Below are 13,743 nucleotides of genomic sequence, written 5' to 3'. Positions count from 1 at the left end.
CGCTTTCATGGTTTTAATTTCGGCAATGAGGTCTACTTTTTACGTAAAAGTTAGACATCAAAAGGTTTATGGTGCAGTAATTAAAAGAAAAAAGAGGTCTGGTAGTGATCTACAAATCAATTGCGGAACGACTACGAATTCGCCTGAATTCGTCTGATTACAACATCGGTAGCCCGTTGCCTGGTGAAAAAAAGCTTGCCCAAGAGTTCGCGGTTTCACGAATGACGATCCGTAAAGCAATTGATATGTTGATTGGCTGGGGATTGGTCGTACGCCGTCATGGGAGTGGAACTTATGTGGCGCGCAAAGATGTCCATCATGAAACCACAAACCTTACCGGACTGGCGGAAGTACTGAAGCGACAAGGGAAAGAGGTCACCAGTGAAGTACTGGTATTTGAAGTGATGCCCGCACCACCAGCAATTGCCAGCCAACTGCGTATCCAGATTAATGAACGCATCTACTTCTCACGTCGCGTTCGCTATGTGGACGGCAAGCCGCTGATGCTTGAAGACAGCTACATGCCGGTAAAATTATTCCGTAATTTATCGCTGGCGCATCTGGAAGGGTCAAAATTCGATTACATCGAGAAAGAGTGCGGAATAACTATCAGCGGCAACTATGAAAGTCTGACTCCCGTTCTTGCCGATAAGCAGCTTTCCGCGCAGATGAACGTACCTGAACAGACGCCATTGCTGCGGATTACCTCACTGTCCTACAGCGATAGCGGGGAGTTTTTGAATTATTCGGTGATGTTCAGAAACGCCAGCGAGTACCAGGTGGACTACCACTTACGGCGCGTCCACCCAGACTCAGCCTGACTAACCCATCCCCCAGAAAATCACCGCCAGCAGTTGCGGCGTGATAATTCGCAGGAACATCACCAGCGGATAAACGGTCGCATACGACAGCGCCGCCGCCCCGCTGGTGGCATGCAGGTTGTTAGCAAATGCCAGTGCAGGCGGATCGGTCATTGAGCCAGCCAGCATGCCGCACAGCGTCAGGTAGTTCATTTTGACGAAAATCCTCGCCAGCAGCCCCACGGTAATCAGCGGAATCGCGGTGATGAAAATACCGTAGCCCACCCAGCTCAGGCCATCCCCCTGCGTCAGGGTATGAACAAAATCACCGCCTGACTTCAGACCAACCACTGCGAGAAACAGCACGATACCCAACTCTCGCAGCGCCAGGTTAGCGCTGGGGGGCATAAACCAATACAACTTACCGATGCTGCCAATACGCCCCAGGATCAACGCCATAATCAGCGGCCCACCGGCCAACCCCAGTTTAAGCGCCACCGGGAACCCAGGAATGAACAGCGGGATTGAACCCAGCAGAACACCCAGCCCGATCCCGATAAATACCGGCAGCATCTGCACCTGCTGCAGTTTTTGCTGGGCGTTACCCACCACATTAGCAACAGCATCAATCGAGGAAGGTCGACCGACCAGATTGAGGATGTCGCCAAACTGCAGGCTGGCGTCGCTGCTGGCTACCAGCTCAACCCCCGCACGGTTCAGACGGGAGATAACCACGTCGTAACGTTCTTTGAAATGCAGGTCGCGGATTCGTTTCCCCAGCACCTGTTCGTTGGTCACCACCACGCGCTCAACGCGTAAATCGGTGCCTCGCGTCGACAGCGATGTGTCCACCTCCTGCCCAATCACCACCTGCGCGTTGTGCAGATCTGCAGGCTGACCAACCAGGTGTAGCAGGTCGCCCATCTGGATAATCGTCCCCGGCGACGGCACCATCAATGTTTCTTCACGTTTCAAACGTGAGCAGATGATTTTGTCGCTGTTCAGGATTGGGACATCCTGAATAGCCATATTGTTGAGGTTCGGGTTTTCCACACGGATATTCATCGTCTGAATCAGCGCGTGTCCGTTGGTCAGCGTGGATTCATGCTGATGGGCTTCGGCATCGACGTTAACGCGAAAAATAAGGCGCATCAGCCACATAGTGAGCAAAATACCGCAGATACCAAAAGGATAAGCCATGGCATAGCTCATCCCCATCTGATCCACCACATCAACAGGAGTACCCAGATCGCGCAGAATCTGCTGCCCCGCGCCTAACGCCGGAGTATTGGTGACCGCACCGGAAAAAATGCCCAGCACCACGGGAAGGGGAATGGCAAAAATCTTATGCAGGATCGCGGTGACCAGGCCACCCATGATAACAATCAGCACGGCAAACAGATTCAGCCGTAGGCCCGAAACGCGCAGTGACGCAAAAAAGCCCGGCCCCACCTGAATACCGATGGTGTAGACGAAAAGAATCAGGCCAAATTCCTGAATAAAATGCAGCATGTCGCCGCTCAGGGTCATCCCTGCCTGATCGACAAAATGCCCGACAATAATACCGCCGAACAGCACGCCTCCGATGCCAAAACCAACACCACGTATTTTTATGTTGCCGATCCATAATCCGACAACTGCCACCATTGCCAGAACGCTGACCGTCAATGCTATATCACTCATTTTCCTGTTCCCTGTGAATAACATTTTATGTAACGAGGATTATGACTGAACCGTTCAGGCATGAATGCAGAGTGGCGCACATTATCATGCTACAGAGCGCCCAGGAGCGCTTAAGAAGGGCGTTCTTTACTGTTTTTCTTCACGTCGATTTGAAATTGCTGAATGCTTTTTTCTGGCAATGGCAGCGCTTCCGGCATCCTGCCCTCCCAGATCATAGTTTCATGTGGGCTGACGCACAAAAAAGCCCCGTCATTTCTGGCGGGGCAAAGGCATGGAGCTATTTAACTGTCTAATGCGGGACGTTCGCTGATGGCGATACGTTGTGGAGCGATGGTTTCAGGTTCATTCCGGGTCAAATCGATATGCAGCAAGCCGTTAGTGAAGCTTGCGCCGGAGACTTCCATATTTTCAGCCAGCGTAAAGCTCAGGCTGAACGGCTGAGTGACCAGCCCCTGATGCAACCATTTGGTCTCTTTTTCCGGCTGCTGCGGCGTACCTTTCACGGTCAGGCGCGTGCCTTCCAGTTGAATATCCAGATCTTCCTGGCGGAAACCGGCTAACGCAAGGGTAATGCGGTAGTGGTTATCATCGCTCTTTTCGATGTTATAAGGCGGGAAGCTCTGGCTTTCGCCCGTGTTTTGCAAGGCATTGGCCAGTTTGTCAAAACCGATCCATTGACGCAGCAGTGGGGATAAATCGTAGTTACGCATAATAATCTCCTTCTAAGAAGCGAGTAAGTACCTTTTGGCTCCCTGACGGCAAGCCGATTGCTTAGCAGGGCCGCCTGAAGCGGCCCACAGAATTAGTTGATTTCGATGCGGCGCGGCTTATTCGCTTCGGGAATCACGCGTTCGAGATCGATATACAGCAGACCATTCACCAGGTTCGCGCCGCGAACATGAATGTTCTCCGCTAACTGGAACTTACGTTCGAAGTTGCGCTCGGCAATACCCTGATACAGGTAAGTACGTTCTTTTTGATCGTCCGCATGGGCGCCTTTCACCACCAGCAGATTGTCCTGGGCAGTAATTTCCAGTTCGCTTTCAGCAAAACCAGCAACGGCAATCGCAATTCGGTAATGGTTTTCGTCTACCAGCTCAACGTTATACGGAGGGTAGCCGCCATTGCTCTGGCCCTGATTGTTTTCCAGCAGGTTAAACAGGCGATCAAAACCAATAGCAGAACGGTACAGTGGGGATAAATCAAAGTTACGCATAATCAATAGCTCCTGAAATCAGCGAGAATAATAGACCTTCCATCATGGACAGGTCAGGTAGCCAGGACACCCATCAGGCATGCCCTTCATTTGTCTACACTCTAAAAATGGGTCTTAATACAAACTTTTCAAGCGTATTCATCTGACTTTTTTTGCAGTTTGTTGTCTATTGCATACACTGGTGGGAGCAGTTGTTATCGTTAAATCGCGATAGCCGCCACAGTGTGACGAAATGGTGATGTTATTTTCGCAACGGATCGCTTTAACTCACCATGCAAACACAATAAATACAGATGAAAAAATGATGATAAAAAAAATGTTGGTAACACTGACAATGTGCAGCGGGATGGCGTTTGTGAGCGGCTGTTCCAGCATTATGTCGCATACCGGGGGCAAAGAAGGGACGTATCCTGGCACGCGCGCCAGCGCCACAATGATTAGCGAAAGTGATACAAACTGGGGAACCAAGTCACTGGCGATTCTGGATATGCCGTTTACCGCAGTACTGGATACAGTATTACTTCCGTGGGATCTCTTTCGCAAAGATAACTCGGTGAGATCCCGTGTAGAAAAAAGCGAGGAGAGAACGCAGGCCGCGAACGCCGTTATCCCTCCGGCTGAAATGCCTGCTCCTTAAGCTAACGCCCAGTCTCTGTTACCCACAACTGGCGGAAACCCTCGACGTCTTCCATCCACGCAACCTGTCGACCATCAGGAGAGAAGATGATCGCATCGCCCGATGGTGGGTTGCCGTGACGGTCCGTTAGAAAATCAACCTCTCCCGTCTGAGCATCACAACAAGCAATTTTGTTATCCAGTACAAACCCCAGCCATTTCCCTGACGGATGCCAGTTGAATGCTGACTGAATATCCGTGGCGCAGCGGGTAAGCTGACGCGGTTCTCCTCCTTGTGGGGAAATCAGCCACAGTTGCACAATGCCGACGTCATCACGCATTAAAAATGCAATCTCAGATGCCTTTGGATTACTGCGCACCCAATGGCGCGGCTGATTTACCAGACCGGGAAAGGCGCGCGCATGAGTAAACGTCAGGCGGCGTTGATTAATACCAAATGGCGGCGCAGGCATTGTCGCCTCAGTGCCCTCCAGCGGAGCGTCGCCCGGCTGTTTCCAGCCGCTTTCATCCTGTGGTAAATCAACAATAAATAACTCCGGCACTTTCTCGCCCGTGACTGATAACGTATCACCGATAAACGCCAGTCTGTTTTCCCCTACCCAGCCCTCTTCATAGGCGCGGTTAATCTCATCGCTACCCGGTTTAGGCGTGGGTGTCGTCTGGGTTACCAGCACGCACCAATGGCTCCCGCTGTACTCACGGGGATGCTGCGCGGAGACCATCACCGGACCATAGGGCGCAGCCACACCGACATTGCGTAGATCCAGCGCCGGTGAGCGCTCATGCAGCACATGGTCGTTATAGGTGAAACTGACAAACTCGCCGCTCGGGCTAAATACATGCACATGGCTACCACCGCGCAGCGCACCCGGCGTATATGGGGCGGTAATATCCATCGCATCCAGATTCTCCACTTTTGCCTGCGTAGCTATCACCCCACGCCGATGATGGAAGTCGTAATGCCATGTTTCATCAGGATTTTCAGGCCCATGAATAAACACATATTTTTCCGACTTTGGATGAACGGTCACCACGCCAACGTGCGATCCCTGCATGGCCCGATAAATCACCTCCAGCTCGCTAGTATGAATATTGACGCGCTCAATTGTGTCGCCGATAAAAGAGGCACCGGAAGGGCGCACATCAAAGACCAGCCACTGGCTGTCCGGTGTCCAGGTATTGATATTGGTAAGCTGATGATTACGCGGCGTAAAGGTGATTTGCTTCATGGAATGCCCTGATACAAGACGATTTCAGCAATCATACTTCACAAGCACTTCACTTTCAGGCTTTAGCGTATCGCCATCTTCATTTTTGCGGACAGAAAGATGGAACATTTTGACGTAGCCATTATCGGGTTAGGCCCGGCAGGCGCGGCAGTTGAGTGGAAAAATGCGCGTGATCGCGTTGGATAAAAAACACCAGTGCGGCAACGAAGGTTTCACCAAACCCTGCGGCGGTCTGTTGGCCCCGGATGCCCAGCGTTCGTTTATCCGCGACGGGATAACCTTACCCGTTGATGTCATCGCTAACCCACAAATATTTAGCGTTAAAACGGTTGATGTTGCAGCCTCTTTGACGCGTAACTACCAGCGCAGCTACATTAATATCAACCGCCATGCTTTTGATTTATGGCTTAAATCTCTCATTCCTGGTGATGTACAGGTGTACCACGACAGCCTGTGTCGGAAAATCTGGCGCGAGGGCGATAAATGGCATGTTATCTTCCGCGCCGACGGTTGGGAGCAGCAGATCACCGCGCGTTATCTGGTGGGAGCCGACGGCGCGAACTCACTGGTACGCCGTCATCTCTATCCCCGGCACCAGATCCGTAAATATGTTGCTATTCAACAATGGTTTGCGGAAAAGCATCCCGTCCCGTTCTATTCCTGCATTTTTGATAACGACGCAACCGACTGTTATTCCTGGAGTATCAGCAAAGATGGCTATTTTATCTTTGGCGGTGCCTACCCGATGAAGGACGGTCAGGCGCGCTTTGACGCGCTGAAAGCGAAAATGGAAGCGTTCCAATTTCAGTTCGGCAAACCGGTGAAAAGTGAAAAATGTACGGTGCTGTTTCCTTCACGCTGGAAAGACTTCGTCTGTGGCAAGGACAACGCATTTTTGATTGGCGAAGCGGCCGGTTTTATCAGCGCCAGCTCACTGGAGGGGATTAGCTATGCGCTGGACAGCGCGGAGGCGCTCAAATCTGTATTGTTGCGGGATGCACCAGATATGAATCACGCTTACCGCAAAGCCACCCGCAAGTTACGTTTCAAACTGTTTGGCAAGATCCTGAAAAGTCGGGCCCTGACGTCGGCGTTTTCCCGTAAATGGATAATGCGCAGCGGCGTGGCGCATATTCCTCAAGGTGACCACTCAGTATCACAACTAATTGCTGAAACAGGGCAAATGCGCCAAGGCATTTGCCCATAACATCTTATTTCAGCGCAAACTTCTCAATGGCATACGCGACGCCATCTTCAAGGTTAGATTTCGTCACAAAGTTGGCGATTTCTTTGACTGACCCAATAGCGTTGTCCATGGCAACGCCCACGCCTGCGTATTCAATCATCGCGATGTCGTTTTCCTGATCGCCAATCGCCATCACCTCTTCGGCTTTTATACCCAACGCATCGGCCAGCGATTTCACGCCAGTCCCTTTATTGACGCGTTTATCGAGGATTTCGAGGAAATACGGTGCACTTTTCAGCACGGTGTACTTCTCTTTTACTTCCGCAGGTATGCGCGAGATAGCTTTATCGAGGATCTCCGGCTCGTCAATCATCATCACTTTCAGGAACTGGGTTGCGGGATCCATTTTCTCGGCTTCACAGAACACCAGCGGAATCGTCGCAACAAACGATTCATGCACCGTGTAGTAGCTGATATCACGGTTCGCGGTATACAGGGTGTTGCGATCGAGAGCGTGGAAATGCGAGCCAACGTCCCGGGAGAGCTGCTCCAGATAACGATAATCATCATAGCTCAGCGCGGTTTGCGCGACAGTACTGCCATCCCCTGCTTTCTGCACTAGCGCGCCATTGTAGGTAATGCAGTAGTCACCGGGTTCTTCCATATGCAATTCTTTCAGATAGCTGTGGACGCCGGCATACGGGCGCCCCGTGGTCAGCACCACATTTACGCCACGCGCGCGCGCTGCGGCAATCGCCGTTTTGACCGCGGGTGAAATGGTGTGATCGGGCAGCAGAAGTGTGCCATCCATGTCGATAGCAATAAGTTTGATAGCCATGAGTTCCCCGGATTAAATGAGTCCGTCCTCATGCTAACGCGATTCCGCTCAAAAAACAGCTACGAAAAGGGGGATAGAAAGGGGAATCGAGATTCCCCTTTTGCAGGACGGTTGTAGACCTGGGTGCAAGTTAGATATCGATGTTCGCCGCTTTCAGGGCGTTTTCTTCGATAAACGCGCGACGCGGTTCAACGGCATCGCCCATCAGCGTAGTGAAGAGCTGGTCGGCGGCAATCGCATCCTTCACGGTAACGCGCAGCATACGACGGCTTTCCGGATCCATGGTGGTTTCCCACAGCTGATCCGGGTTCATCTCGCCCAGACCTTTATAACGCTGGATAGCGAGGCCGCGACGTGACTCTTTCTGCAGCCATTCCAGCGCCTGCTCAAAGCTGGCAACCGGCTGGCGGCGCTCGCCACGTTCGATAAACGCATCGTCTTCGATCAGCCCGCGCAGCTTCTCACCGAGCGTACAAATACGACGGTATTCGCCACCGGTCACAAACTCGTGATCCAGAATATAGTCGGTATCCACACCGTGAGTACGGACGCGCACAATCGGCTCAAACAGGTTCTGCTCTGCGTTGTGGTGGATATCAAACTTCCACAGGCTGCCGTGCTGTTCTTTTTCGTTCAGCTCGGTAATCAACGAATTAACCCAGCGGGTAACGGTCTGCTCGTTCGCCAAATCAGCTTCCGGCAGCGTCGGTTGATAAACCAGTTCTTTCAGAAGCGCTTTCGGGAAACGACGTTCCATACGGCCAATCATTTTCTGCGTCGCGTTGTATTCAGAAACCAGTTTTTCTAACGACTCACCTGAAAGAGCAGGTGCGCTGGCATTAGTGTGTAGCGTTGCGCCATCCAGAGCGATAGAAATTTGGTACTGATCCATCGCTTCGTCATCTTTAATGTACTGTTCCTGCTTGCCTTTTTTCACTTTGTACAGCGGTGGCTGTGCAATGTAAACGTGGCCGCGTTCCACAATTTCCGGCATCTGACGATAGAAGAAGGTCAACAGCAGCGTACGAATATGCGAGCCGTCGACGTCCGCATCGGTCATGATGATGATGCTGTGATAACGCAGTTTGTCCGGGTTGTACTCGTCACGACCGATGCCACAGCCGAGCGCGGTGATCAGCGTTGCCACTTCCTGAGAAGAGAGCATTTTATCAAAGCGCGCTTTCTCGACGTTGAGGATTTTACCCTTCAGCGGCAGAATCGCCTGGTTTTTACGGTTACGGCCCTGCTTCGCAGAACCTCCCGCGGAGTCCCCTTCCACAAGGTACAGTTCGGACAGCGCCGGGTCGCGTTCCTGACAGTCCGCCAGCTTGCCCGGCAGGCCCGCTAAGTCCAGCGCGCCTTTACGACGGGTCATTTCACGCGCGCGACGTGCCGCTTCACGGGCACGTGCAGCATCGATAATTTTGCCCACGACGATTTTCGCGTCAGACGGGTTTTCCAGCAGGTATTCGCTCAGCAGTTCGTTCATCTGCTGTTCTACCGCCGATTTCACCTCAGAGGAGACCAGCTTGTCTTTGGTCTGTGAGGAGAACTTCGGATCCGGTACTTTCACGGAAACAACGGCAATCAGGCCTTCACGGGCATCGTCACCAGTGGCGCTGACTTTAGCTTTTTTGCTGTAGCCTTCTTTATCCATGTAGGCGTTCAGGGTACGGGTCATCGCCGCACGGAAGCCTGCCAGGTGAGTACCGCCGTCACGCTGCGGAATGTTGTTGGTGAAGCAGTAGATGTTTTCCTGGAAACCATCGTTCCACTGCAGCGCAACTTCAACGCCAATACCGTCTTTTTCGGTGGAGAAGTAGAAGATATTCGGGTGGATCGGCGTTTTGTTTTTGTTGAGGTATTCAACAAACGCCTTAATGCCGCCTTCGTAGTGGAAATGGTCTTCTTTACCGTCGCGCTTGTCGCGCAGACGAATGGAGACGCCGGAGTTCAGGAACGACAGCTCGCGCAGACGCTTAGCCAGAATCTCATATTCAAACTCAACGACATTGGTAAAGGTTTCGTGGCTTGGCCAGAAACGTACCTGAGTACCCGTCGCTTCTGTTTCGCCGGTTACCGCCAGCGGCGCCTGCGGCACACCGTGCACGTAAGTTTGCTGATGCACTTTGCCTTCACGACGAATCACCAGCTCCAGTTTCTGTGACAGGGCGTTAACTACGGAAACACCCACGCCGTGCAGACCACCGGAAACTTTATAGGAGTTATCATCGAATTTACCGCCTGCGTGCAGAACGGTCATGATAACTTCCGCCGCCGAAACGCCCTCTTCCGGGTGAATACCGGTTGGGATACCACGGCCATCATCGGTAACGGACACGGAGTTGTCAGCGTGAATCGTTACAACGATATCTTTACAGTGACCCGCGAGCGCTTCGTCGATAGCGTTATCTACCACCTCGAATACCATGTGGTGCAGACCGGTGCCGTCATCCGTGTCGCCGATATACATACCCGGGCGCTTACGCACCGCATCCAGTCCTTTCAGGACTTTGATACTGGAGGAGTCATAAGAATTCGACATCAACGTTTCTCGCTCATTTAAACTTGGGTTAATCCGTTATTTTACCCTTTTCCACGGTGAACATCTTCGAATTTTTGTCCGACATGTCCAGAACGTGTTCAGCGCTGATTGCGCTGACAAAGACCTGAGATTGCGTCGCTTTTAAGCGGCTGGCTAACAGCCCACGACGGGCATCATCAAGTTCAGAGGCAAAATCATCTATCAGGTAGAGACACCGCCGCCCACTTTCGCGGGTGAGGAACTCCCCTTGCGCCAGACGTAAGGCGCACATCAGCAGCTTTAGCTGCCCACGCGACAACGTGTCTTCCACCGGCGCACCGTCAGCGCGAATGCGAAAATCCGCTTTGTGCGGACCGTGTGCGGTGTAGGTCAACATGCGATCGCGTTCAAAACTGCGTTCCAGCACTTCGGCATAATCGGTCTCTTTCTCCCAGCCGCGCTGGAATGAGAAGGAGAGAGAAAACTCGGGTAGAAACTGCTGACAGGTATCCGCCATATCCTGCGCGATACCGGCGCTGTACTCCGCGCGCCAGGTGCTGATTTGTTCCGCCAGCGGGATCAGTTCTTTATCCCACGGACGCAGTTGCTCATAACGACTCACCTGGCGCAGGGCTGCGTTGCGCTGCTTGAGCAGTCGCTTCAGATTGCTCCAGGCGGTGAAAAATCCGGCTTCATTGTGAAAGCATCCCCAGTCAAGGAATGCTCTTCTGTATTTGGGGCCGCCATTGAGTAAAGTAAACCCCTCTGGCGTGATCAGCTGCATCGGCATCAGGTGCGCCAGTTCCGCGACCTTGTGCCCGTCAGTGCCGTCAATGCGCACTTTGCTGTCGCCCAGTTTGTCTTTCGTCAGGCCAATCGATGTCTCACGCTCTTCCCCCTGCAAACGCCCGTGTAAAACAAACGACTCCTGCTCGTGGCGAATTACGCGGCCAATCTGCAAACTGCGAAACGCCCGGCCGTGGCCGAGCGTATAGATGGCTTCCAGCACGCTGGTTTTGCCGCTGCCGTTCGCGCCAACCAGGAAGTTAAAGCCAGGGGATAAAGCGAGATCCGCGCTTTCGATATTGCGAAAGTCGCGGATCAACAGACGGGTGAGCGACATTACAGTCTCATTGGCATAACAACATAAGCCGCGCTCTGGCTGGCAGCATCTTCAATCTGTACGCTCGATACGGAATCGGTCAGCAGAATACGAACGTTCTCGCACTTCAGCGCGTTTAGTACGTCCAGTACGTAGCTAACGTTAAAACCGATTTCCAGTTCAGTGCCAGGATAGGAGACATCCAGAATTTCTTCCGCTTCTTCCTGCTCCGGGTTGTTGGCGGTGATTTTCAGCTGGTTTTCACTGACATACAGACGCACGCCGCGGAATTTCTCGTTAGAGAGGATCGCCGCACGAGCAAATGCCTGTTTGAGGATATCGCAACCGGCTTCCAGATGTTTGTCCGGATTCTTCGGCAATACGCGGCGATAATCCGGGAAACGGCCATCAACCAGCTTGGAGGTAAAGATGAAGTCACCCACGTGCGCACGAATGTTGTTGCTGCCAATCTGCACGCGCAGCGGGTTGTCGCCGCCGTCGAGCATACGCATCAGTTCAATTACGCCTTTACGCGGAACGATCACCGAATGGCTGGGTAACTGCTGACCGACAGGCATTGAACAGACCGCCAGGCGGTGACCGTCGGTCGCCACGGTACGCAGCTCTTCCCCTTCGGTTTCAAACAGCATGCCGTTTAAGTAGTAACGCACGTCCTGATGCGCCATCGAAAACTGCGTGGCTTCAATCAGGCGCTTCATCGTGGCCTGCGGCAAAGTGAATTCGACTTCGCTCTGCCAGTCGTCCAGATTCGGGAAGTCGGCGGCAGGCAGCGTAGACAGGGAGAAACGGCTGCGGCCAGACCGCACCAACATGCGATCGCCTTCCAGTTGAACGGCAATTTCCGCGCCTTCCGGCAACCCACGGCAAATATCGAAGAATTTACGCGCCGGAACGGTGGTCGCACCAGGTTCATGAGGCTGGATCAGCGCCACGCGCGCCACCATCTCCATTTCGAGATCGGTACCGGTCAGAGAAAGCGCACCGTCAGCAACCTGCAGCAGCAGATTTCCGAGAATAGGCAGTGTAGGACGTCCACCCAGCGGGCCGCTGACCTGCTGAAGCGGTTTTAATAAATGTTCACGTTCAACGGTAAATTTCATAGCGTCACGAAGATAATGTTCTGATTAAATTGGAGAAATCTTCTTTAATATCATGGCTTTCTTCACGCAGCTGCTCAATCTTTCGACAGGCATGAAGCACGGTAGTATGGTCACGCCCACCAAACGCGTCGCCAATTTCCGGCAGACTGTGGTTAGTGAGCTCTTTTGCCAGCGCCATCGCCATCTGGCGCGGACGAGCTACCGAGCGAGATCGACGCTTAGAAAGCAGATCCGCAATTTTGATTTTGTAATACTCCGCCACCGTCTTCTGAATATTGTCGATGGTGACCAGCTTTTCCTGCAAAGCCAGCAGATCGCGCAACGCTTCGCGCACGAAATCGATGGTAATCGCCCGGCCGGTAAAATTAGCGTTGGCGATCACGCGGTTCAGTGCGCCTTCCAGCTCACGTACGTTAGAGCGTAGACGCTTGGCAATAAAGAACGCCACTTCACCCGGCAGACGAATGTCGTTTTCGTCGGCTTTTTTCATCAGGATCGCGACGCGCGTTTCCAGCTCAGGCGGCTCGATCGCAACAGTCAGTCCCCAGCCGAAGCGGGATTTCAGACGATCTTCAACGCCGTTGATCTCTTTCGGATAGCGATCCGAAGTCAGGATGATCTGCTGATTGCCTTCCAGCAGGGCGTTAAAGGTGTGGAAAAACTCTTCCTGCGATCGTTCTTTATTCGCGAAGAATTGGATATCGTCAATCAGCAGCGCATCCACGGAACGGTAGTAGCGTTTAAACTCTTCGATCGCGTTGTTTTGCAGGGCCTTAACCATGTCCTGCACAAAACGTTCGGAGTGCATATACACCACTTTCGCGTTTGGCTTACGCGCCATAATACCGTTACCGACAGCGTGCAGCAGGTGGGTTTTACCCAGACCCGTACCGCCATAAAGGAATAACGGATTGTAGGCGCCTCCAGGATTGTCCGCCACCTGACGTGCCGCCGCGCGCGCCAGTTGGTTAGATTTACCTTCAACGAAGTTATCAAACGTGTGTTTGACGTTGACGTTAGAACGATAGGTAGGTTCTGCCGGTGCCGGGACGTTATCCCAGCCTGAGCGCGCCGACGGAGCGGCACGTTGCGGTTGCACTTGCTGAGCCACGTAGGCGGGCGCAACAACGTTGTTCACCGGCGTTTTCAGCGTTTGCGTGACGGGTTTAGTACCGACTTCAAAGCGCAGCTGCGGGGCATCCGCTCCACAGAAGTTATTGAGTAATCCATTAATATTATTAAGGTATTTATCCCTTACCCAATCAAGCACGAAACGGTTTGGCGCATACAAAGCCAGCGTGTTATCGCTCAGTTCCGCCTGCAACGGGCGTATCCACATACTGAACTCTGTGGCTGGTAACTCATCCTGCAATCGGGCAAGACACTGCTGCCAAAGCGAAAGTGACAC

Annotated in this window: 12 protein-coding genes, 1 pseudogene and 1 other annotated feature; of the genes and pseudogenes, 4 read left to right on the top strand and 9 right to left on the bottom strand. The window is 52.7% G+C overall.

Going from position 1 to position 13,743, the window contains the following annotated elements; translation table 11 throughout:
* Nucleotides 1-104: 104 nt before the first annotated feature.
* Nucleotides 105-821, top strand: coding sequence for a GntR family transcriptional regulator (locus HV243_RS00065; protein ID WP_046276201.1), 717 nt, complete (start codon nucleotides 105-107; stop codon nucleotides 819-821).
* Here the strand turns inward: HV243_RS00065 and HV243_RS00060 are convergent, their stop codons facing one another.
* Nucleotides 822-2,483: a putative transporter gene (locus HV243_RS00060; protein WP_016155061.1), complete on the bottom strand. Its 1,662-nt coding sequence runs from the start codon at nucleotides 2,481-2,483 to the stop codon at nucleotides 822-824. It lies immediately after the preceding gene.
* 41 nt (nucleotides 2,484-2,524) lie between these two features.
* Here HV243_RS00060 and HV243_RS00055 point away from each other — a divergent pair, with 41 nt between their 5' ends.
* Complete coding sequence (locus HV243_RS00055) at nucleotides 2,525-2,776, top strand: hypothetical protein (protein WP_131382568.1); 252 nt, start codon at nucleotides 2,525-2,527, stop codon at nucleotides 2,774-2,776.
* Here the strand turns inward: HV243_RS00055 and ibpB are convergent.
* Together ibpB and ibpA are read right to left on the bottom strand one after the other, a co-directional pair.
* Nucleotides 2,765-3,193, bottom strand: a complete 429-nt coding sequence (gene ibpB / locus HV243_RS00050) for a small heat shock chaperone IbpB (protein ID WP_003827096.1) — start codon at nucleotides 3,191-3,193, stop codon at nucleotides 2,765-2,767. The genes HV243_RS00055 and ibpB overlap by 12 nt on opposite strands.
* 92 nt (nucleotides 3,194-3,285) lie before the next feature.
* Complete coding sequence (gene ibpA / locus HV243_RS00045; RefSeq protein WP_003023882.1) at nucleotides 3,286-3,699, bottom strand: small heat shock chaperone IbpA; 414 nt, start codon at nucleotides 3,697-3,699, stop codon at nucleotides 3,286-3,288.
* Nucleotides 3,693-3,765: a sequence feature (ROSE (Repression Of Heat Shock gene Expression) occurs in the 5'-region of heat shock genes and acts as an RNA thermometer to modulate expression.), on the bottom strand. It overlaps the preceding gene by 7 nt.
* A 238-nt stretch (nucleotides 3,766-4,003) precedes the next feature.
* Between ibpA and HV243_RS00040 the strand changes: the two genes are divergently transcribed.
* Entirely contained in the window at nucleotides 4,004-4,336 is a 333-nt protein-coding gene (locus HV243_RS00040; protein ID WP_172864455.1) for a YceK/YidQ family lipoprotein, read from the top strand.
* 1 nt (nucleotide 4,337) lies between these two features.
* Here HV243_RS00040 and HV243_RS00035 read toward each other — a convergent pair whose 3' ends face one another.
* The gene (locus tag HV243_RS00035; RefSeq protein ID WP_053389258.1) at nucleotides 4,338-5,564 is read right to left on the bottom strand and encodes a DUF3748 domain-containing protein; all 1,227 of its coding nucleotides are present in this window, start codon (nucleotides 5,562-5,564) and stop codon (nucleotides 4,338-4,340) included.
* A 99-nt stretch (nucleotides 5,565-5,663) separates the two neighbouring features.
* Between HV243_RS00035 and cbrA the strand changes: the two are divergent.
* A pseudogene (cbrA, locus tag HV243_RS00030) lies at nucleotides 5,664-6,771 on the top strand (colicin M resistance lipid reductase CbrA).
* 4 nt (nucleotides 6,772-6,775) lie between these two features.
* Here the strand turns inward: cbrA and yidA are convergent.
* The 5 genes from yidA to dnaA all read right to left on the bottom strand — a co-directional run bounded on the left by yidA (nucleotide 6,776) and on the right by dnaA (nucleotide 13,743).
* On the bottom strand, nucleotides 6,776-7,588 hold the full coding sequence (gene yidA, locus HV243_RS00025; RefSeq protein WP_016155065.1) for a sugar-phosphatase: 813 nt from the start codon (nucleotides 7,586-7,588) through the stop codon (nucleotides 6,776-6,778).
* A 130-nt stretch (nucleotides 7,589-7,718) separates the two neighbouring features.
* Nucleotides 7,719-10,133 (bottom strand): DNA topoisomerase (ATP-hydrolyzing) subunit B, encoded by a 2,415-nt coding sequence (gyrB, locus tag HV243_RS00020; protein WP_016157816.1) that lies wholly within the window; start codon nucleotides 10,131-10,133, stop codon nucleotides 7,719-7,721.
* A 28-nt stretch (nucleotides 10,134-10,161) separates the two neighbouring features.
* Complete coding sequence (gene recF, locus HV243_RS00015; protein ID WP_016155067.1) at nucleotides 10,162-11,235, bottom strand: DNA replication/repair protein RecF; 1,074 nt, start codon at nucleotides 11,233-11,235, stop codon at nucleotides 10,162-10,164.
* On the bottom strand, nucleotides 11,235-12,335 hold the full coding sequence (gene dnaN, locus HV243_RS00010; protein ID WP_016155068.1) for a DNA polymerase III subunit beta: 1,101 nt from the start codon (nucleotides 12,333-12,335) through the stop codon (nucleotides 11,235-11,237). The genes recF and dnaN overlap by 1 nt, the downstream gene beginning before the upstream one ends.
* Nucleotides 12,336-12,339: 4 nt before the next feature.
* Nucleotides 12,340-13,743: a chromosomal replication initiator protein DnaA gene (gene dnaA, locus HV243_RS00005; RefSeq protein WP_047498800.1), complete on the bottom strand. Its 1,404-nt coding sequence runs from the start codon at nucleotides 13,741-13,743 to the stop codon at nucleotides 12,340-12,342.

Source organism: Citrobacter sp. RHBSTW-00599 (assembly GCF_013784065.1).
Taxonomy (GTDB): domain Bacteria; phylum Pseudomonadota; class Gammaproteobacteria; order Enterobacterales; family Enterobacteriaceae; genus Citrobacter; species Citrobacter braakii.
The sequence above is the reverse complement of the archived record's forward strand: the minus strand, read 5'-3'. Positions and strand labels throughout refer to the sequence as shown.

Coding starts and splice junctions, on each gene's coding strand:
- dnaN (WP_016155068.1), bottom strand. CDS start 12,335: ATGAAATTTACCGTTGAACGTGAACATTTATTAAAACCGCTTCAGCAG.
- HV243_RS00055 (WP_131382568.1), top strand. CDS start 2,525: ATGACTGAACCGTTCAGGCATGAATGCAGAGTGGCGCACATTATCATG.
- yidA (WP_016155065.1), bottom strand. CDS start 7,588: ATGGCTATCAAACTTATTGCTATCGACATGGATGGCACACTTCTGCTG.
- recF (WP_016155067.1), bottom strand. CDS start 11,235: ATGTCGCTCACCCGTCTGTTGATCCGCGACTTTCGCAATATCGAAAGC.
- HV243_RS00060 (WP_016155061.1), bottom strand. CDS start 2,483: ATGAGTGATATAGCATTGACGGTCAGCGTTCTGGCAATGGTGGCAGTT.
- ibpB (WP_003827096.1), bottom strand. CDS start 3,193: ATGCGTAACTACGATTTATCCCCACTGCTGCGTCAATGGATCGGTTTT.
- HV243_RS00040 (WP_172864455.1), top strand. CDS start 4,004: ATGATAAAAAAAATGTTGGTAACACTGACAATGTGCAGCGGGATGGCG.
- HV243_RS00035 (WP_053389258.1), bottom strand. CDS start 5,564: ATGAAGCAAATCACCTTTACGCCGCGTAATCATCAGCTTACCAATATC.
- gyrB (WP_016157816.1), bottom strand. CDS start 10,133: ATGTCGAATTCTTATGACTCCTCCAGTATCAAAGTCCTGAAAGGACTG.
- ibpA (WP_003023882.1), bottom strand. CDS start 3,699: ATGCGTAACTTTGATTTATCCCCACTGTACCGTTCTGCTATTGGTTTT.